General features: G+C 35.5%; 18 protein-coding genes. 9 read left to right on the plus strand and 9 right to left on the minus strand.

Features of this window, described 5'->3' with window-relative positions; all coding sequences use genetic code 11:
• Positions 1-558, plus strand: coding sequence for an acyl-CoA thioesterase (locus tag ULVI_RS11975; RefSeq protein WP_068593018.1), 558 nt, complete (start codon positions 1-3; stop codon positions 556-558).
• A 42-nt stretch (positions 559-600) separates the two neighbouring features.
• Here ULVI_RS11975 and ULVI_RS11980 read toward each other — a convergent pair whose 3' ends face one another.
• The 3 genes from ULVI_RS11980 to rpmH form a co-directional block, all read right to left on the minus strand.
• The gene (locus ULVI_RS11980) at positions 601-1,179 is read right to left on the minus strand and encodes a T9SS type A sorting domain-containing protein (RefSeq protein WP_068593019.1); all 579 of its coding nucleotides are present in this window, start codon (positions 1,177-1,179) and stop codon (positions 601-603) included.
• Positions 1,180-1,371: 192 nt separating this feature from the next.
• Positions 1,372-4,224, minus strand: coding sequence for a carbamoyl-phosphate synthase large subunit (carB, locus tag ULVI_RS11985; RefSeq protein WP_068593020.1), 2,853 nt, complete (start codon positions 4,222-4,224; stop codon positions 1,372-1,374).
• Positions 4,225-4,327: 103 nt separating this feature from the next.
• Positions 4,328-4,489 carry a 50S ribosomal protein L34 gene (rpmH, locus tag ULVI_RS15350; RefSeq protein WP_082830860.1) on the minus strand — a complete coding sequence of 54 codons (162 nt, stop codon included), beginning with the start codon at positions 4,487-4,489 and terminating at the stop codon, positions 4,328-4,330.
• Positions 4,490-4,720: 231 nt separating this feature from the next.
• Between rpmH and ULVI_RS11990 the strand changes: the two genes are divergently transcribed.
• Complete coding sequence (locus tag ULVI_RS11990) at positions 4,721-5,287, plus strand: hypothetical protein (protein ID WP_068593021.1); 567 nt, start codon at positions 4,721-4,723, stop codon at positions 5,285-5,287.
• A 130-nt stretch (positions 5,288-5,417) separates the two neighbouring features.
• Positions 5,418-6,122, plus strand: a complete 705-nt coding sequence (locus ULVI_RS11995; protein WP_068593022.1) for a TlpA family protein disulfide reductase — start codon at positions 5,418-5,420, stop codon at positions 6,120-6,122.
• A 100-nt stretch (positions 6,123-6,222) separates the two neighbouring features.
• Here the strand turns inward: ULVI_RS11995 and ULVI_RS12000 are convergent, their stop codons facing one another.
• The 3 genes from ULVI_RS12000 to ULVI_RS12010 all read right to left on the minus strand — a co-directional run bounded on the left by ULVI_RS12000 (position 6,223) and on the right by ULVI_RS12010 (position 8,422).
• Positions 6,223-6,558: a hypothetical protein gene (locus ULVI_RS12000; protein ID WP_197463507.1), complete on the minus strand. Its 336-nt coding sequence runs from the start codon at positions 6,556-6,558 to the stop codon at positions 6,223-6,225.
• A gap of 209 nt (positions 6,559-6,767) precedes the next feature.
• Positions 6,768-7,697 carry a lytic transglycosylase domain-containing protein gene (locus ULVI_RS12005; RefSeq protein ID WP_068593024.1) on the minus strand — a complete coding sequence of 310 codons (930 nt, stop codon included), beginning with the start codon at positions 7,695-7,697 and terminating at the stop codon, positions 6,768-6,770.
• Positions 7,698-7,759: 62 nt separating this feature from the next.
• The gene (locus ULVI_RS12010) at positions 7,760-8,422 is read right to left on the minus strand and encodes an alpha/beta fold hydrolase (protein ID WP_068593025.1); all 663 of its coding nucleotides are present in this window, start codon (positions 8,420-8,422) and stop codon (positions 7,760-7,762) included.
• A 356-nt stretch (positions 8,423-8,778) separates the two neighbouring features.
• Between ULVI_RS12010 and ULVI_RS12015 the strand changes: the two genes are divergently transcribed.
• Positions 8,779-9,078 (plus strand): GNAT family N-acetyltransferase, encoded by a 300-nt coding sequence (locus tag ULVI_RS12015; protein ID WP_068593026.1) that lies wholly within the window; start codon positions 8,779-8,781, stop codon positions 9,076-9,078.
• 127 nt (positions 9,079-9,205) lie between these two features.
• Here ULVI_RS12015 and mtaB read toward each other — a convergent pair whose 3' ends face one another.
• Positions 9,206-10,555, minus strand: a complete 1,350-nt coding sequence (gene mtaB / locus ULVI_RS12020; RefSeq protein WP_068593027.1) for a tRNA (N(6)-L-threonylcarbamoyladenosine(37)-C(2))-methylthiotransferase MtaB — start codon at positions 10,553-10,555, stop codon at positions 9,206-9,208.
• A gap of 158 nt (positions 10,556-10,713) precedes the next feature.
• Here mtaB and ULVI_RS12025 point away from each other — a divergent pair, with 158 nt between their 5' ends.
• Positions 10,714-12,321, plus strand: coding sequence for an ABC transporter substrate-binding protein (locus ULVI_RS12025; RefSeq protein WP_068593108.1), 1,608 nt, complete (start codon positions 10,714-10,716; stop codon positions 12,319-12,321).
• 491 nt (positions 12,322-12,812) lie between these two features.
• Here ULVI_RS12025 and ULVI_RS12035 read toward each other — a convergent pair whose 3' ends face one another.
• Together ULVI_RS12035 and ULVI_RS12040 are read right to left on the minus strand one after the other, a co-directional pair.
• The gene (locus ULVI_RS12035; protein WP_068593029.1) at positions 12,813-13,988 is read right to left on the minus strand and encodes a GlmU family protein; all 1,176 of its coding nucleotides are present in this window, start codon (positions 13,986-13,988) and stop codon (positions 12,813-12,815) included.
• A 178-nt stretch (positions 13,989-14,166) separates the two neighbouring features.
• A complete protein-coding gene (locus ULVI_RS12040; protein WP_068593030.1) occupies positions 14,167-14,460 on the minus strand; it encodes a type B 50S ribosomal protein L31 in 294 nt (97 codons plus the stop codon).
• 262 nt (positions 14,461-14,722) lie between these two features.
• Here ULVI_RS12040 and ULVI_RS12045 point away from each other — a divergent pair, with 262 nt between their 5' ends.
• From ULVI_RS12045 to ULVI_RS12060, 4 genes are all read left to right on the plus strand, one after another.
• Positions 14,723-15,256: a DUF4199 domain-containing protein gene (locus tag ULVI_RS12045; RefSeq protein ID WP_068593031.1), complete on the plus strand. Its 534-nt coding sequence runs from the start codon at positions 14,723-14,725 to the stop codon at positions 15,254-15,256.
• Between the two features lie 8 nt (positions 15,257-15,264).
• The gene (locus ULVI_RS12050) at positions 15,265-16,218 is read left to right on the plus strand and encodes a glycosyltransferase family 2 protein (RefSeq protein WP_068593032.1); all 954 of its coding nucleotides are present in this window, start codon (positions 15,265-15,267) and stop codon (positions 16,216-16,218) included.
• A 63-nt stretch (positions 16,219-16,281) separates the two neighbouring features.
• Positions 16,282-17,997, plus strand: coding sequence for a phospho-sugar mutase (locus ULVI_RS12055; protein WP_157632614.1), 1,716 nt, complete (start codon positions 16,282-16,284; stop codon positions 17,995-17,997).
• 9 nt (positions 17,998-18,006) lie between these two features.
• The gene (locus ULVI_RS12060) at positions 18,007-19,833 is read left to right on the plus strand and encodes an ABC transporter ATP-binding protein (protein WP_068593033.1); all 1,827 of its coding nucleotides are present in this window, start codon (positions 18,007-18,009) and stop codon (positions 19,831-19,833) included.
• Positions 19,834-20,285 lie beyond the last annotated feature (452 nt).

The raw sequence follows: 20,285 nt of genomic DNA on the forward strand, positions 1-20,285 counted from the left end.
ATGTCTGCTATTCATAAACATATTGAAGAGTCTCAAGTTATTATTTCCGAATTGATGTTGCCGTCACATAGTAATTTTAGTGGTAAGATCCATGGAGGATATATTTTGTCGTTAATGGATCAGATCGCATTTGCTTGCGCTTCAAAACACAGCAGGAATTATTGTGTCACAGCATCTGTAGATACCGTTAATTTTTTAAATCCGATAGAGGTCGGCGAATTGGTTGTAATGAAAGCTTCTGTAAATTATGTGGGGCGTACTTCGATGGTGATCGGAATTAGAGTCGAGGCAGAAAACATTCATACGGGAGTAATAAAACATTGTAATTCTTCTTATTTTACGATGGTTTCAAAAAATGAAAATGGAGAAAGTGTCCCTGTACCGGGATTGATTTTAGATTCAGAAATTGAAATTCGACGTTTTGTGAAAAGTGCTCACCGACTGGAAACTAAGGCGGAAAGAGCAAAACAATTTAAAGAAAATACGTTTAAAATTAATGAGCATCTCGATGTATTAAAATCGCACAATGTGATTGTCGCTTACAAGGGGAAGCCATAAAATACCCAGTAACTTCTCGACGTAATTTCTAGATGAGACATTCTATTTCTTTATCAATTTTTTCGTCGTCTTATATTCTTTAGATTGAACGGTAATAAAATAAACACCCGAATTTAGGTAACTGGTATTTAACATGGTAAGAGTTCCTCCTCCTTCACCCCAACCTACTCGCTTTCCGTATACGTCGAAAATTTCGTAAGCTTCTAACTTATGTAAGGATACAATTGTGATTGCATCTTCTATAGGATTTGGATACATTAAAACGTTTTTTTTAAATTTTTCCTCAATATCTAGAATTACCTCTACTGTTATAGTTCCAAACATAGAACTTGGATGTACATCACATTGATAAGGGTTTTCTCCTTCTTCAGTAAAAGTATAGGTAAATTCACTGCCAGTACCAGTAAGAATACCGCTGTCAAACTCTTCGTTACTTTCCTCCAAACTCGTAACGCTATGTGAACTTCCATTCGCCCATGTCCAGTGAATTGCATCTCCAATGGCTATCGTAAAACTGGCATCACCTCCCATTACGCCTTGTTCCCAATCTAGATCGAAAGTTTCTTGACCGTACAGAAAGATAGTACTGCTTAAAAAAATGATTGATAATATAGTTTTCATAAATACCTATTTAAAATAACTGTATTAAGATAACAAATATTACTGAATATCAACGTCTTACACACAAATCATTTTCATTTAATCGTATTAACACTTCAAAATAGACATTATTTTTTTCCGTAAATTAAAAGACTGAAGGCTAAATTCCATAGAATTTAATCTTCAGTCTTTTAGATAAAAAAAGTTTGGGTTTTATTTACTCAAATACATTCTTCTTCTTGAATAAAGATCATAAAAAGCATCATCTTTAAGGCTATCGATAAATAAGATACTTTCTCCCGTACTTTTCATTTCGGGCCCCAACTGTTTGTTCACATTTGGAAATTTATTAAAACTGAAGACTGGCTGCTTAATGGCATATCCTTCCAACTTCGGATTAAAATCGAAATCTTTCACCTTACTATGCCCCAGCATTACTTTTGTTGCGTAATTTACATAAGGCTCTCCATAAGCCTTTGCAATAAAAGGAACGGTTCTAGAGGCTCTAGGATTCGCTTCAATTATAAAAACTTTTTCGTCTTTAATCGCGAACTGAATATTTATTAAACCTACTGTATTTAAGGCTAAAGCAATCTTTTTAGTATGATCTTTTATTTGCTGCAGTACAAGATCTCCTAAATTAAAAGGAGGAAGTAATGCGTTAGAATCTCCAGAGTGTATTCCGCAAGGTTCTATGTGCTCCATGATCCCGATGATGTACACATCTTCTCCATCACAGATCGCATCAGCTTCTGCTTCAATCGCACCGTCTAAATAATGATCTAACAATAATTTATTATTCGGAATTTTCCGAAGTAAATCTACTACGTGCTCTTCTAATTCTTGTTTGTTGATTACAATCTTCATTCCCTGACCTCCTAACACATACGATGGCCGAATTAATAGCGGGAAGTCAAGTTCATCTGCCAATGCCAAGGCTTCATCGGTGGTTTCTGCAACCCCGAACTCTGGATAAGGAATGTTATTTTCTTTTAGAATTCTTGAGAAACTACCACGGTCTTCAGCAAGATCGAGAGATTCAAAACTAGTTCCCATAATCTTAATTCCGTAACGTTCTAATTTCTCTGCTAATTTTAAAGCAGTTTGTCCACCCAGTTGTACAATTACTCCTTCCGGCTTTTCATGACGAATGATATCGTAAATATGTTCCCAGAAAACTGGCTCGAAATATAATTTATCGGCCACATCAAAATCGGTCGATACGGTTTCGGGATTACAGTTAATCATGATGGTCTCATATCCCACTTCACTCGCTGCAAGTACTCCGTGCACGCAACAATAATCGAATTCAATTCCTTGTCCGATACGGTTGGGTCCCGATCCTAATACAATTACTTTCTTTTTATCACTAACAATACTATCATTCTCAGCATACGGTTTTTCGCCGTCCACTTCCATTTCGTTCTCGAACGTAGAATAGTAATATGGTGTTTGCGCTTTAAACTCGGCTGCACATGTATCAACTAATTTATAAACGCGTTGTATGTTTAATTCTTCTCGTTTTTTATACACTTGGCTCTCCAAGCATTTTAGCATGTGTGCTATTTGTCGGTCCCCATATCCTTTTTGTTTCGCTTCGAGCAGTAATTCCCTCGGAAGGGTTTCGAGTGTAAAGGTAGAGATCTCTTTTTCCAACAAGTACAATTCTTCATACTGTCGTAAGAACCACATATCGATCTTTGTGATCTCATGGATTCTGCTCAACGGAATTCCTATCTGAATGGCATCATAAATCACGAAGACACGATCCCAGCTTGCGTTTTTCAGTTTGTCCAGAATCTGTTCGTAATTGGTATAACTTTTTCCGTCGGCACCAAGACCATTTCGTTTAATTTCAAGTGATTGTGTAGCTTTATGAAGCGCTTCTTGAAACGAACGTCCAATTCCCATCACTTCTCCTACTGCTTTCATTTGAAGTCCTAACGTACGATCGGACCCTTCAAATTTATCGAAATTCCATCGAGGTATTTTAACGATTACATAATCGAGCGTAGGTTCGAATAATGCAGAAGTAGATTTGGTAATCTGATTTTCAAGTTCATCCAGATGATACCCAATAGCTAACTTTGCAGCGATCTTTGCAATTGGATACCCAGTTGCTTTTGAAGCTAAGGCCGAAGAACGCGATACACGTGGATTGATCTCAATAGCAATGATATCTTCATTTTCATCTGGACTCACTGCAAATTGTACATTACACCCTCCTGCGAAATCTCCAATACTACGCATCATCTTAATCGCCATATCACGCATGCGTTGCTGTGTACGATCATTTAAGGTCATTGCCGGTGCGACAGTAATAGAATCTCCAGTATGAATTCCCATCGGATCCATATTTTCGATGGTACATATAATTACCACATTATCGTTACGATCACGAAGTAATTCCAGCTCATACTCTTTCCAACCCATCATCGCTTTATCGATCATGACTTCGTGGATAGGTGAAATTTCTAAACCATGACTTAATAATTCATCAAAATCTTCAGGCTTATATACAATGGAAGCTCCTGCTCCACCTAACGTATAAGAGGCACGAATTACTAATGGAAAACCAAATTCTTGAGCTATTTCTTTTCCTTCAAGGTAAGATTTAGCCGTTGCCTGTGGTGCCATGGGAACACCGATCTTTTCCATCAAGGTTCTAAATTGCTCTCGATCTTCGGTGATATTAATGGCATCGATATCGACACCGATAATTTCTACGTTAAAGTCTTTCCAAATTCCCTTTTCATCTGCTTCGATACAAAGATTTAAAGCGGTCTGTCCTCCCATTGTAGGCAATACAGCATCAATTTGCGGATGTTCTTTTAAAATCTGCAAAATAGACTTTGTTGTAAGTGGCAAGAGGTATACATGATCGGCCATTTTAGGGTCGGTCATGATGGTTGCAGGATTAGAATTGATGAGAATGGTTTCTATTCCATCTTCACGAAGCGAGCGTAACGCTTGAGAACCAGAATAATCAAATTCACAGGCTTGACCAATAATAATAGGCCCTGAGCCGATGATAAGGATAGATTTTAAGGATGTGTTTTTTGGCATTGTAAATGAAACTTTATTCGGTGTGTAAAATTAGGACACGTTAGGGTATAAAAAAAAGGTGTTGCTTTTAAAAACAACACCTTTTATATATGACTTATCAACATTATTTTTTGTGACGAGTTTCAGAAGACACAGATATTTTCTTTCTGCCTTTTGCTCTTCGGGCAGCCAGAACTTTTCTTCCGTTTACAGAAGCCATACGCTCTCTAAAACCGTGTTTGTTTCTTCTCTTTCTTTTTGATGGCTGAAATGTTCTTTTGCTCATTTTTAGTATACTTTATCTTCTAAAAAAATCTTTTTCTTTATCTATTTTGATGTTCTTAATTAAAGAAGCATCTTTTGCAGCAATATTCTTTTGCATATGCGGGTGCAAATATACAATGTTTTTTTACTTTCCCAAGTGCAAAAGTAAAATATTTTTGATTGTTTTTAGTACCTTTGTGTCTTCAAAAAAATAAAGCCATAACATGGCTCGCATTCAATAAAAATAGCATTCATGTTTCATAAAAATATTAAATTAGTTTTAGCCGCCTTAATCATAGCACTAGCAGTATGGCAATTTGTAGAAGGAAATATAGGCAATGGTATCATGTACCTATTATTATCTACAGTTTTTATATTCCTCTATTTTAAAAATGAAATTATTCTATTGGCATTTCTTCGTCTTCGTAAACAAGATTTTCCAGGAGCAAAAAAGTGGTTAGATAAAATTAAAAATCCTGAAGCTGCTTTAGTAACAAAACAACAAGGGTATTATAATTACTTAAACGGATTAATGGTTTCTCAAACGAATATGAATGAAGCCGAAAAGTATTTTAAAAAATCGATTTCTTTAGGATTATCTATGGATGCTGATATGGCAATGGCAAAATTAAATCTTGCAGGCATTGCTATGACGAAAAATCGAAAACGAGAAGCCCAAATTCTTTTAAAAGAAGCTAAGAAACTCGATAAGCATAATATGATGGACGAGCAGATTAAGATGATGCAACAACAAATGAAAAAGATGGGGCAACCTAGACAGCAATTCGGTAAGCAAGCAGGACGTGCTGGAAGACGATAATCATCATTCCTACAGCACTTTCTTACACCTTTATGCTTTTTAACGAATAATTTAATCACGTTAACGAATAATTTCTTTTGTAAAGAAACTCCTACATACATTTGTCCCGAACAACAAATAACACGGTTTTATGGGGACAAAACTACTCACACTTTTTATCTTATTTTCTTTCACATTACAAGCTCAGGATATGGCTCGTGAAGACTATTTTTCTCAAAAAATAGGAAAACATATTAAAAAGTTTACGCAAGAATCTCAACGGGCATACGCAGACAACAATTTAGAAAGAGCAGAATTTCTTTTCGACTCATTAATTAATAATGTTGTAAACGGTAGCTACTTAGATAATTTTAAAGTAAAGAAACTTTCAGGTAAAAAAAGCGAGCTAAATGATTTTAAAAAACCTGTATTCTTAATTACGTATGCTTCTTGGTGTGTTCCAGGAGTAGGTGAAATTCCAGCTTTAAATGACCTTGTTGCAGAACACCATGATGAAATCGACTTTGTTGTTCTCTTTTGGGATTCTAAAGATAAAGTGAAGAAAGCTACTAAAGAATATCACAAAAAAATTAATGTTATGTATGTAGACGAAAAAGAAAATACAAACAATCATGTTGTTAAAACAATGAAGCATAGCTTAGGTTTTCCTACTTCATTTTACATAGACAGTAATAAAAGGATTTTAGATGTACAGAGAGGTGTTTTACATGCCTATAACGAATCGTACGATACTTCATTTAATATGAATTATGATTCATTCTTAAATGGAGTAGCGACACTTAAAAGTCTAAGTCCGAACACAAACTTAAATCCTGTAGCGACAAAAATACCATAATAATGGCACCATAGTTAATATATAAGTAGTAGTAGTTAAGTTAGTAGGGACGGTCTTTATCAAATTGATAGGGGCCGTTTTAATTTATACCATTTCGTCGTTAGTAATGAAAATCTCGATTTTCTACAAGAGCGTTTTCGGGAACAAAATGATCTATAATAATAGATTTCTTACCTGAAAACTGAGCATGCTCAAATCGTAAATTAAGTATTTCTTCAGAGAGACTATCGATTTGAAAGTATTTATAGTTTTCTGGAATATTAAATAACTTCGGAAGCTGTTCTCCTGTAACTTTAATAAAACTTCCGTTCGTATTAGTTACCAAAGACCAAGAGGCTTTAAGTGAAGGACCACATTCTGAAAAATCACCATTATTGTCATACACTTTCATTTCTTTTAAATAAGAAATTCTATAGGATAGAAAGCAGTCGCCCATATTCATTCTATGACCGTTATTAAATCGCTTTGCTAATTTCCAGGTCTTAATAGAGTCTTCAGTTAATAGATAAGTAGCATTTTCTGGTAATAAAAACCCTTCCTTACTTGTATTTACACAAGACGAAAGGGCAATGCTACTTAATAATATGTTTAAAATTAATTTCAGATATAGTATTTATAAAGATTTGTTTCCGTAGAAAAAGCCAATTACTGCCCCATCGTATAATACCCTTTTTCAGGTATTTGAATATAATATTCTTTTCCAGATGCATTTTTTAAATACGTATCTCGTAACCACGGATTGTGAATTTTAAGAATTTTATAATTAATGCCTTGTTCTTTAGCAAATTGAGCAAAATCATCTACGGGTTTATCTACTTTTAGATTGTACGTAGGTATAGGTTGATACAAATCTTGATCTCTAAAATTAAACCCATATTTCTTCGGATTAGACATGATTTCTTTAAAGGCTAAAATTCTAAACACATACCTACTCGTTTCACTATTTAATAATAAATCATAATAATCTGTAACATCTTGTCGAACCATCTGTTTATTAACTCCTCCATTTCCAGCATTATAAGCTGCTGCTGCGGCTGTCCAACTTCCAAATTTATCATTCGATTTCTTTAGGTACTCTGCAGCCACTTTAGTTGCGAGTTCTAAATTATAGCGTTCGTCTACATAATCGTTTATCTCTAAACCATATTCTTTTCCAGTACTAGAAAGAAACTGCCAAAATCCAGCAGCCCCTGCAGGCGATCGCACATTGTCTAATCCACTTTCAGCAACCGCTAAATATTTAAAATCATCTGGAAGACCGTATTTTTCTAATAAAGGTTCGATGATAGGAAAATATTTGTTTGCTCTTTTAAACATGAGCAACGCATTAGATTGCCAGTAGGTGTTTACTAACAATTCCCGGTCCATTCGTTCACGAATATCAGGATTGTTTAACGGGACCGACTCTCCAGCAAATTCCATATACTCAGGAATGGGCAATGCATATACGTTATAATCGTTTATAATTTTCTTTTCTAAAATTTCGTCTGTAGGTGCTTCTTGAACGGCATGAATACTTATAAAAGCGATTCCACACAACACTGCTACTCCTCCAATTTTCGATAATATGTTCATGATTTTCTAATTTTTTTTAAAGATAAAAAATAAACCACTCCTTTGCTGAAGACACCTCATAATTATTTTTCTACTAATTTCATTATTCTTTCAGAAACTTCTTTTCCCCTGTTAAGAATCATTATATGCGTTCCACCTTTAATAATATGTTTTGTTTTAATGTTTTTAATCGGAAAAACTACATCTGCATCTCCGTGAATATGTTTTACTTTTTTCACTCCTTTTGTCCGTTTCCAACATACCATATTTTCGATTGCCCAATCTAAATATTGCTTATCACGAACGTGAAGATATTCTTGATATAATTTTAGTCGTTTTTCAGTTTTTGGCCCTATTGCAAATCTTGTGAGATCTTTGGTACTTAGTACAAGACTAGTTGGCACTAATTTATATGCCCATGTTTTACGTGCAAACTTTAATCTTCTTGGTAATTCTTTTCTAGTTTTAACACTAGAGATAATAATTAGATGTTTTAACTTTAAAAATTTAGACATTTCTTGCGCAACTACGCCACCAAAGGAAACACCAATTAATACCGCATTATCTTCAGAAACTAGTGCCGCCATACGCTTTGCATAAGACTTCAGTGTTTCTTTCTTATCTGGAATTAACCATTCGATGATATGTGTCTCATAATGAGTTTCTGGGAAAGAAATATTTCTAAAAATTTCTTTAGAAGCTGCCAATCCCGGGACAAAATATAGATGTGTTTTTTCAAATTTCATTATGATACTTATTCAATAAAAATGGTAAATACCAAAGATTATTCGTAAATTTACGAGATAAAGATAAAGGTATCAAACGGTAATGAATAGGGTTTTTAAATGAAAATATTGATTTGCTAACAAGCAAAAAAAAATTAAAAAAGACTAAATCATAGTATTTATTATCTAGACCGAACTACTCAATTTGGTGTGTGTTTTTAAACATTACAAAAGACAGAACTTTTATTTAAAGATCAAAAAAACAAACCACTCTCGGAGATTCCAACTTCGTAATACTTTGGAAAAAAAGACACCCCAATTTAGAAACATACCTAACGATGGTATGCATATTATTAAAAGAATTAAAAAACCTCCCTATGATTGAAGATGTTGAAATTACCGACAACGAATTTTTACGACAATTCGAACTCGAAATAGGTGATAACATGGCACGTATCGAATATGCGCTTCAAGACCGAAAGATCTTTCTCACTAAATATGAGATGCCCGAGGAATTAGAAGACCAAGGTTTTAGAGAAATATTCATTAAAGCTGTTTTCGAAGAAGTTAAAAGACGAGAAATAAGTTTGGTTCCTACCAGTCCAGAAATTGCTGGATTTCTACGAAAAAACCGAAGAAAATACAAATCTCTTCTTCCGGTAGGGATTAACATATAACAACTTATTTTGGCGTTTCAACTTCCGCGTTGCTACAGTTGTCGGGCTTTCTGCTATATCTTTTTTAAAACTTACTAAAAAAGGTTTTAAAAAAGGATGCCGCCTCAATCCCTAACGCAATTTAACATTATGCTGATATAGCTTTTTCATCGAAATTAAATCGTACCAGTCCATCATCATCAATATCGGTAAGTGTAACATTGTGTAGGGTATTTACCAATTCTGGGTTCCATGGTGCTTTTACTTTTACGTAATTTTCAGTAAAGCCATGAATATATCCCAGTTTATTTTCTCCTTCGAACAAAACTGTGCGATGGGTCGTTAATTGACCTTCATAAAAGGCACGTCGCTTTTTTGCAGACAACCCGCGTAACATTTTACTACGTTTACTTCTTACCTTTTTAGAAACCGCCCCTTCCATAGTAGCAGCAGGAGTATTATCCCGCTCCGAATACGTAAAAACATGTAGATATGAAACATCTAATTCATTTAAATAGTTGTACGTTTCTAAAAACAATTCTTCCGTTTCACCAGGAAACCCAACGATAACGTCGACGCCAATACAAGCATCTGGCATGACTTCACGAATTTTTTGAACTCGTTCTGTATAAAGTTCACGCATATAACGACGGCGCATTTGCTTCAGTAATGTGTTGTTCCCACTTTGTAACGGAATATGAAAATGAGGAACAAAGGTGTCTGATTCTGAAACAAACTCTATCGTTTCATCTTTCAGAAGGTTTGGCTCTATAGAAGAAATACGCAACCGTTCAATTCCAGGAACTTCATCTAAAGCCTGTACTAAATCTAAAAATGTGTGTTCATGCTTCTTATTGCCAAATTCTCCTTTTCCGTAGTCTCCAATATTTACTCCAGTTAGCACTATTTCTTTAATATCTTGAGCTGCTATTTCTGAAGCATTTTTTAAAACATTATCTAACGCATCGCTACGCGAAATACCTCTCGCTAAAGGAATGGTGCAGTAAGTGCATTTATAGTCACAACCATCTTGAACTTTTAAAAACGCACGCGTACGATCACCGACCGCATAAGAGCCCACGTAAAAATCTGCATCTTTAATCTCACAGGAATGAATTGCTGCGGTTCCTTTCTCCCAATCTGGATTCGCAGTAAGTTCATTTAAATATCCCGTTAGTTTGAATTTTTCTGTTGCACCTAAAACAAGATCTACACCATTTACATCGGCTAATTCTTGAGGTTTTAATTGTGCATAACAACCAATTGCTGCAACAAATGCATCGGGATTAGACTTCTGTGCTTGTTTAACAATTCTTTTAAATCGCTTATCGGCATTTTCTGTAACGCTACAAGTATTAATAACATAGACATCGGCGCTTTCAGAAAAATCAACACGTTGAAAATTTTCTTTTTCAAAATCGCGCGCAATTGTAGAGGTTTCACTGAAGTTCAGTTTGCAACCGAGCGTATAGAATGCGACTTTTTTAGTAGAACTCATCTTTGTACCTTTACATTGAAAAATAAGAGTGCAAAAATACAAAACTATTTTGGCTTTAGTACTGTATCCTGTTGGCTTGAGGTTTAAACTTTTTCTATACTCCTATTTAAAATTATAGTTTTATTTAATCAACTAATTTTCTATTCCCAACTTTGAATATTCAAAAATATACGTCTTTAGTACTTGGAATCTCTTTATCTATACTAATTTCTTCTTGTTCCAACTCTACTGTTTCTAGCCGGGATCATGAGGTGTTTCGGTATAATGAACATAGTAATATTGCTTCGCTAGACCCGGCATTTGCAAGAAATCCACAGAGTATTTGGCCATCTAATCAAATATTTAATGGTTTGGTGCAATTAGATGATTCTCTAAACATTCAACCCGATATTGCTGCTTCTTGGGAAATAGACGACACAACACATACATATACGTTCTATTTACGGAAAAATGTAAAATTTCATAAACATGCTTTATTTGGGAAAGATTCAACTCGAACAGTAACGGCTTCAGACTTTGTGTATAGTTTCAATAGGCTTACCGACGAAAAGATAGCTTCTCCCGGAAGTTGGGTACTTCAAAATGTGCATTCATACCGCGCAGAAAATGATACTACGTTTACCATTCAGTTAAAACAAAATTTCCCTGCCTTTCTGGGGTTACTTTCTATGCGTTATTGCTCGGTAGTTCCAAAAGAAATTGTAGAACATTATGGAAACGAATTCCGAAGTAATCCTATTGGCACTGGTCCTTTTCAGTTTAAATTATGGGAAGAAAATGTAAAACTTGTGCTTCGAAAAAATCCGTTGTATTTTGAGATTGACAAGCAAGGAAATCAACTTCCTTATTTAGAAGCGGTAGCCATAACTTTTTTACCAGATAAACAAAGTGAATTTCTCCAGTTTTCACAGGGTAATATCGATTTTGTATCGGGGTTGGACAATTCGTATAAAGATGAAATTATTACCACACAAGGCAAGCTTCAACCTGCATACGCAGATCGGGTAAACTTAATTACAACTCCCTACTTAAATACGGAGTATTTGGGTTTTTTTATGGGCGCCGATACACCCGAGATTCAATCGAAGCTACTACGACAGGCTGTAAATTATGGTTTTGATCGTGAAAAAATGGTGATGTATTTACGTAATGGTATGGGAATTCCTGCCGTTCACGGATTTATACCAAAAGGCCTTCCCGGATTTTCGGAACTTGAGGGATATACGTATCAGCCCGATAGTGCACGTGCGCTTATTAAAGAATATAAAAAAGAAAGTGGAGACGCAAATCCTGAAATTATTATTGGTACCAACAGTCAGTACCTCGATCTTTGCGAATACATTCAACGCGAACTTGAAAAACTAGGCATTAACGTAACAATCGATGTAGTGCCTCCCTCTACCCTTCGACAAATGAAAAGTAGTGGAGAACTAGATGTTTTTCGTGCAAGTTGGATTGCCGATTATCCCGACGCTGAAAATTATTTATCGTTGTTTTACAGTCCAAATTTTACTCCCAACGGCCCCAATTACATGCATTTTAAAAATGAAACTTTCGATAGTTTATACGATGCCAGTATGCGTTTTTCAGACATTGAAAAGCGCAAGGTTCTCTACCGTGAAATGGATTCAATCATAATTGCTGAAGCTCCCGTAGTTCCTCTTTTTTATGATATGGCAGTTCGTTTTGTAAATAAAAAGGTAACGGGACTGGGTATTAATCCACAGAATTTTTTAGTACTGAAACGGGTGAAGAAAGAACGATAAGTTTTTACTTTGGAAAAACTATCTATAAGAGGCATAAAGTATCCTTCGATTGCCGTCTATTTTTTACTGTTATAAGATTCAACTTCAAAAATGTAACTTTTCCTACAAATTACACGTATAACCTGTAAAAGGTAACGTATGGGATTTGGAGGTTCGGCCGCAGCTATGATACAGTCACTGCGAAATAATAAAAGTCAGTTAGCAAAAAGGGATAAGTATTTCGAATAGAAAGTACGTCATGGTAATGGATCTTACAAGACGTTTGTGGATCATAAAAAGATGACTGCTAACGAGCTTCAGGTTTTTAAACTTAAACTCCTAAAAAAACAAAAAGCCGAAAAAATAAAGACGTACATTATTGTTGCCGTCTCCATTTTACTGGCTCTTTTTTTACTATACATTTCCCCTTCAATTATCGCCTTTGTATTCGATCCGAGTTATCAAGATGTGAAGTTTTAAGTGGTCTCAAGGTTGTAATTTAACCCATGCACCTATCCTTTCCGCCATTTGGCTGTTTCATTAAAAACATGTTCCATAATTGCAGCATCCGTTTCAGAAAATGCTATGTTGCGACGCGACATCACGACTTTGGCTACTTCAAAAGCTTTGTTGGTTTTATACGTGGTCATTCCAGCGCTTCCTCCCCAACTAAAACTCGGGATAAAGTTACGTGGAAAACCGCTTCCGAAGATATTAGCGCTTACTCCCACGACAGTTCCTGTATTAAACATGGTATTGATACCGCACTTACTGTGATCGCCCATCATTAATCCGCAGAATTGTAATCCGGTGCGCGCAAAGCCTTCGGTTTCGTAATCCCACAAACGGACTTCAGCATAATTATTTTTAAGGTTTGAGTTATTCGTATCTGCTCCCAAATTACACCACTCTCCTATTACTGAATTTCCAAGAAATCCATCATGTCCTTTGTTTGAAAACCCAAAGATCACAGAATTATTCACCTCTCCTCCTACTTTACTGTGTGGTCCAACCGTGGTACCTCCGTAAATCTTTGCACTCATTTTTACCGTTGCATGTTCGCATAGCGCAAAAGGCCCCCGAATCATCACACCTTCCATAATTTCAGCATCTTTTCCAATGTATATGGGTCCGTCGGTTGCATTTAAAGAACAAAGTGGCAGTTTGGCACCTTCTTCAATAAAGATTTGTTTCTCATTAAAAGCAACTGTAGTTTCAGGAATTGCTTGCGAAGTTCGTTCTTTGGTGAGCATTTCGAAATCTCTTGCAATTGCTTCATGATTTTTAGAGAAAATATCCCAAGTATGTTCTATACGCAATACGTCGTCATGAGAATACTGAATTATTTCAAATGTTTCAAAATCTACTTCCTGCCCTTCCGTCGTAAAAAAAGCGATGGGCTCATCTTCGAAAAACAACGCTTGATTTTCAGTTAGATTTTCAACGATCCCCGCTAAGTTTTCAGAAGGAATAAAGGAAGCATTAATAAGAATATTCGATTCCAGTTCTACCATTGGGTACTTTTCTTCGAGGTATTCTTCAGTAATAGTTGTTGTTGTAAAGCCAAGGAAATGTTCCCACTTTTCACGAATGGTAAGAATTCCTACACGAATATCTGCTACCGGACGTGTGTATGTGAATGGTAATAATTGATTGCGAACTGTTCCGTCGAAAAGTATGTAATTCATTTGTACGTATTAAGTATGATTATAAAAATAAGATTTTCAATAGATATGAAGTAAGATCTGCGAACAATTTATGTGAAGAACGCAAATTTTATTTATAGGCTATAACGACTTTAATATTAGGTAAAAAAAAAGCCTCCGATTTCTCGAAGGCTCTGTTATATTATAAACGAAGAAAACTCTATTCTTCAGTTTTAGCTTCTTCAGTCTTAGCAGCTTTAGGCGCTTTCTTGAACTTGTTGTATTTGTTCTTGAATTTGTCGATACGTCCTGCAGTATCGATAAGTTTAGCTTTACCTGTGTAGAAAGGGTGTGATGTTCTCGAAATCTCCATTTTTACAACCGGATACTCAACACCATCAACCTCGATAGTTTCTTTGGTTTCAGCAGTAGATTTTGTTAAGAACACATCCTCGTTAGACATGTCTTTAAAAGCTACAATTCTATAATTTTCAGGGTGGATACCTTTTCTCATCTTATTATTTTTTTACTTATGTCGCCTCCAAGTTTAGGATTTGAGAGTGCAAAAATAAGGATTATTTATAATTCTACAATAAAAATTCTATAGTTTTTTTACCCTATAAAATCATTATTAAAATGCGAATATACTTTATTTCAACAAGAATTTAAGGTTTGTTTAAATAGCGGTGCATTAGATATTCTACTTTGCAAAAATTAATTGTAACGTTTTACTATCTTTGTTTACTAACCAACCAAACTAAAAAACTTCTACCAACATGGAAACACAAACTGCTTCAACAAAAAAAATTGGTGTTAATTACGGATTGATACTGGGCCTTATTTCGGTTGCCTTTTCAGTAGTCATATGGGTACTAGGAATGTCTGCTGAAAGACCTTGGTGGACCAGCGCTTTAAGCGTAGCAATAATGGTTGCTCTAATAGTTTATGGGTTAAAAGCGTTTAAGGCTGCTAATGCTGGCTTTATGTCATTAGGAGAAGCTTTAAAAACAGGACTTACCATCTCTTTAATCTCGGGACTTATTGGAGCACTTTTTATGTATTTATTTGTAACTGTGATCGAACCAGATTTTATTGGACAGATCTTAGAACAGACCGAACGACAAATGTACGAGCAGAACCCAAACATCACCGATGAACAAGCCGAAATGGGATTAAAAATGACAGAAAAATTTACAACGCCATGGATGATGTCGCTCTTTGGTTTGATTGGGACTTTATTTTTCGGTTTTATTATATCTTTAATTGCTGGACTTGCTATGAAAAACAACAAGCCAGAACACTTACAATAGTAATTTGAATGAACATATCTATCGTAATTCCCCTTCTTAATGAAGATGAATCACTTACCGAATTATATCATTGGATCGCGCGTGTTATGCGATCCAATGATTTTTTATATGAACTCATTTTTATCGACGACGGAAGTACCGATGGTTCTTGGAAACTTATTGAACAACTAAGTAAAGAACACCCAGAGGTTAAAGGAATTCGATTTTTAAAAAACTTCGGAAAGTCTCAAGCACTGCATGCAGGTTTTGCCATTGCTGAAGGAGATGTCGTTATTACAATGGATGCCGATCTTCAAGACAATCCAGAAGAAATCCCCGAAATGTATGCGATGATCGTGTCTGAAGGATATGACCTCGTTTCTGGCTGGAAGAAAAAACGCTACGACTCTGTAGTAGCCAAAAATCTTCCTTCAAAGCTCTTTAATTTTGCAGCTAGAAAAACTTCGGGAGTAAACTTACATGACTTTAACTGCGGATTAAAAGCGTATAGAAACGATGTTATTAAAACCATTGAGGTTAACGGGGAAATGCATCGCTATATTCCTGTATTGGCAAAGAATGCAGGGTTTTCCAAGATCACCGAAAAAGTAGTACAACATCAAGCCCGAAAATACGGAACTACAAAATTTGGTGCCGAACGATTTGTGCGTGGATTTCTAGACCTTATCACTATCTGGTTTCTGTCTAGTTTTGGAAAACGCCCAATGCACCTATTTGGAGCTTGGGGTGCATTTATGTTATTTCTAGGGTTTTGCTTTGCGCTCTTTTTGGGAATCGATAAACTTTTTATACATACCAGCGGAAGACTCCTTACCCAGCGTCCCGAATTCTATATCGCACTTACATCCATGATTCTTGGAAGTCAGTTCTTTCTCGCCGGATTTATAGGCGAATTAATTCTTCGTAATAAAAAGAACAGCCCAGACTACATTATTAAAGAACGTAGAAACGTCAGAGAATAATCAACAAGATTCCTTATTTTTGTGCCGCCTGTTTTTCACCATAACAGGGTTTAAATTTTCAGTATGATTTATATCGATCCTAAGACCTTAGACCGCGTTAATAAATGGCTAACACCTACTTTTGATGCTTCGACACAAGAAACAATAAAAGAACTCATCGCAAACGATCCCGAAACACTGGAAGACAGTTTTTATAAAGATCTCGCTTTCGGAACTGGAGGTATGCGTGGTGTCATGGGAGTTGGAGACAATAGGATAAACAAATATACCTTAGGTAGAAACACCCAAGGACTTTCAAACTACCTCAGGCAACAATTTCAAGGAAAAGATATTTCTGTCGCGATCGCTTTCGACTGCAGGCACAACAGCAAAGAACTCGCACAAGTAGTTGCAAATGTTTTTTCTGCAAACGACATAAACGTGTATTTGTTTTCAGATCTACGTCCAACGCCAGAACTTTCATTCGCTGTAAAGTTTCTTAATTGCCAGTGCGGAATTGTTTTAACAGCCTCTCACAACCCACCAGAATACAACGGTTATAAAGTGTATTGGGAAGATGGAGGGCAATTGGTTCCGCCACAGGACAGTGCTATTATTTCTGAAATAAATAGTTTAGAATATCATAACATTAATTTTGAAGCAAAATCGGAACGTATTAAATTAATTGCTTCGGAAGTGGACGATGCATTTGCAAAAGCTTCAATCGAGAACGGAAGTTTTAATACTTCACAACAAGCGAAAGATAATCTGAAGATTGTTTTCACATCGTTACACGGAACTTCCATAACGATGATACCAAGAGTGTTAGAAGCTGCCGGATATAAAAAGGTTACCGTTGTTGAGGAACAAGCTACGCCAGACGGTGATTTTCCGACCGTAGTGTCGCCAAATCCAGAAGAACCCGAAGCACTTAAAATGGCCATAGAAATCGCAGAACAACAAGGAGCCGATATCGTGATAGGAACCGATCCCGATTGCGATCGCCTCGGAATTGCTGTGAGAAATGCACAAAATAAAATGGTTATTTTAAACGGAAACCAGGCAATGGTTTTAAAAACGCATTTTTTATTAGAACAATGGAAAAATGCTGGAAGACTAAATGGAAATCAGTTTGTTGCTTCTACCATTGTATCCACTCCAATGATGCGAAAGGTAACGGAAGATTTTGGTGTGATCTATAAAGAAGGACTCACTGGCTTTAAATGGATCGCCAAAATGGTTAAAGATTTTCCAGAACTAGAGTTTATAGGAGGTGGAGAAGAGAGCTTCGGTTTTATGGTGGGTGACTTTGTTCGCGATAAAGATGCTGTAACCGCTACCCTACTTGCTTGTGAAATTGCCGCACAAAAAAAAGAGGGTGATAGTAGTATGTTTGAGTATCTTCAGGAAATCTATCATCAATATGGACATTATAGTGAACACCTAATATCTATTGTAAAAAAGGGTAAAAAAGGAGCGCAAGAAATTTCAGAAATGATGGCAAAAATGCGGAGTAATCCTTTTACTGAAATTGGGGGAAGCAATGTTATACGTATTGAGGATTATTCAAAAAACGAAGCCGTAAATGTTAAAGAAGGAACTCACTCTCAACTAAACATTCCACTTTCAAATGTACTTATATTTTATACTGAAGACGGAAGCAAAATAGCAGCACGCCCCAGCGGTACAGAGCCTAAAATAAAGTTTTATATAAGCGTAAATACAAAAACAGAAACAACTATTGAAGAAACACTTCAGAAAAAAATTAATACCATTACCGCAGATCTTAACGTGGATTAATACAATCGAATGAACTACTTTAAAAAAATACTTCGCTACGCCATTCCTTACAAAGCGTATGCTTGGCTTAATATAATCGCTAATGTGTTCTATGCACTTTTTGGAACATTGGCATTTGTATCTTTAATTCCTATGTTAAAGGTTTTATTTGATAATTCAGCTAAAATCACTGAAAAACCAGAATATCAAGGAATTTTCGAACTGGGAGATTATTTTGAAAATTACCTGAATTATTATACCACTATGAAAATTGAAAGTTCAGGGGAAATGAATACCCTACTTATCATGATCGGGTTGGTAATTTCTACCTTTTTATTAAAGAACTTTTTTAGCTATCTAGCCATGTTCTTCATTACCTTTCTTCGAAATGGTGTCTTAAAAGATTTACGGAATGATCTCTACAAAAAAACCATTGATTTACCGGTTTCTTTCTATTCTGAAAAAAGAAAAGGAGATACTATTGCACGTATTACTAGTGATGTACTCGAAATTCAGCATTCGTTTTTATCTATATTAGAACTTATTGTGCGCGAACCACTAATGATTCTTTTTACAATTATTGCTATGCTTGCCATAAGTGCAAAGCTCACCGTCTTTGTTTTTATCTTTATTCCGGTTTCTGGATTTATTATTTCTAGAATTGGTAAAAGCTTGAAACGTCACAGTGATAAAGTACAACAAGAACAAGGATTCTTTTTATCTATTTTAGAAGAAACGCTCGGTGGACTTAAAATTATTAAAGGTTTCAACGCCGAAAAGATCTTCGATGACAAATTTAAAGCATCAACCACTCGTTTTTTTAATTTTTCGAATACCTTATTAAATAGACAGAATCTCGGGTCGCCTGTAAGCGAATTTTTAGGAATCGTTGTAATTGCAATTCTATTGTGGTATGGAGGATCTATGGTGTTGGTTGAAAAAACGTTACCGCCCGAAGCTTTTATTGCTTACATGGGACTTGCGTATAATATTCTTACGCCTGCCAAAGCCATAAGTAAAGCAAGTTATAATGTAAAGAAAGGAAATGCAGCAGCAGAACGGGTTTTAGAAATTCTTGAAACCGAATCTGCAATTAAAGATAAGCCAGACGCACTTGTAAAAGAAGATTTTTCACAACAAGTATCTATAGAAAACATTGCTTTTAAATATGATAAAGAATGGGTGTTAAACAATTTTTCACTACAAATACCTAAAGGACATACTGTTGCATTGGTTGGGCAAAGTGGTAGTGGAAAAAGTACCATTGCCAACCTAGTAACCCGATTTTACGATGTCGACAATGGAGCCATTAAAATTGATGGGGACAACATAAAAGATATTACACAAAAATCGTTACGAGGTTTGCTCGGACTCGTAACACAAGACTCTATTTTATTTAATGATACGGTAAAAGGAAACCTATTAGTTGCGAAAGAAACAGCAACCGATGAAGAAATTATTGAAGCACTTAAAGTGGCCAATGCTTGGGAGTTTGTAAAGGAACTACCACAAGGAATTCTAACTAACATTGGGGATAGCGGTGGAAAATTAAGCGGCGGACAGAAACAGCGTCTTAGTATTGCAAGAGCGGTTTTAAAGAACCCTCCTATTATGATTCTCGACGAGGCAACTTCAGCTCTCGATACCGAAAGTGAGCGTTTGGTACAGGAAGCATTAGAAAACATGATGAAAAATCGAACTTCTATTGTGATCGCTCACCGACTTTCAACAATTCAAAATGCAGATACTATTGTTGTACTTTCAAAAGGTGAAATTGTTGAACAAGGAAAACATCAAGAGTTACTCGATAAAGCTGGGGTTTATTATAATTTAGTTGAAATGCAGTCTTTTTCTTAAATTAAACCCATAAAAAAAGAGCGGTTAGGGCTCCGCTCCTTTAATTGGTTCGCTACAGTTGGGGCTCGTAGCGAATTCATTTGATACATAAGTAATTAACTATAGTTCAAATATAGAACACTTCTATATACTGTGCAAGCGAAATTTACATTTAAGCATCTTTTTTTGCGCTTTATCGGAAAAATACGTGTAAACACTTACGTATTTTCTTACAATACAAAAAGGCTTTCTGTAGGAATAATTTTTGTTTTTTATGGTAAGTTTAGAAAAATAAAAAAACGGGTCAGCCCCCGCTTAGACCCGTTTTTAATGTGTTCCTATTAATTTTGGCACTATAATAGTGAACATATACATAAGTAGTATGAAGCAAATTTAGTAAATATTTTCCTACAAAAAAATATTTTTTGCTTTTAATCGTAAAAAAAATACGTTTTATCGAATAACTGCTTCTG

This window comes from Cochleicola gelatinilyticus, from assembly GCF_001637325.1.
In the GTDB taxonomy this organism is placed as follows: domain Bacteria; phylum Bacteroidota; class Bacteroidia; order Flavobacteriales; family Flavobacteriaceae; genus Cochleicola; species Cochleicola gelatinilyticus.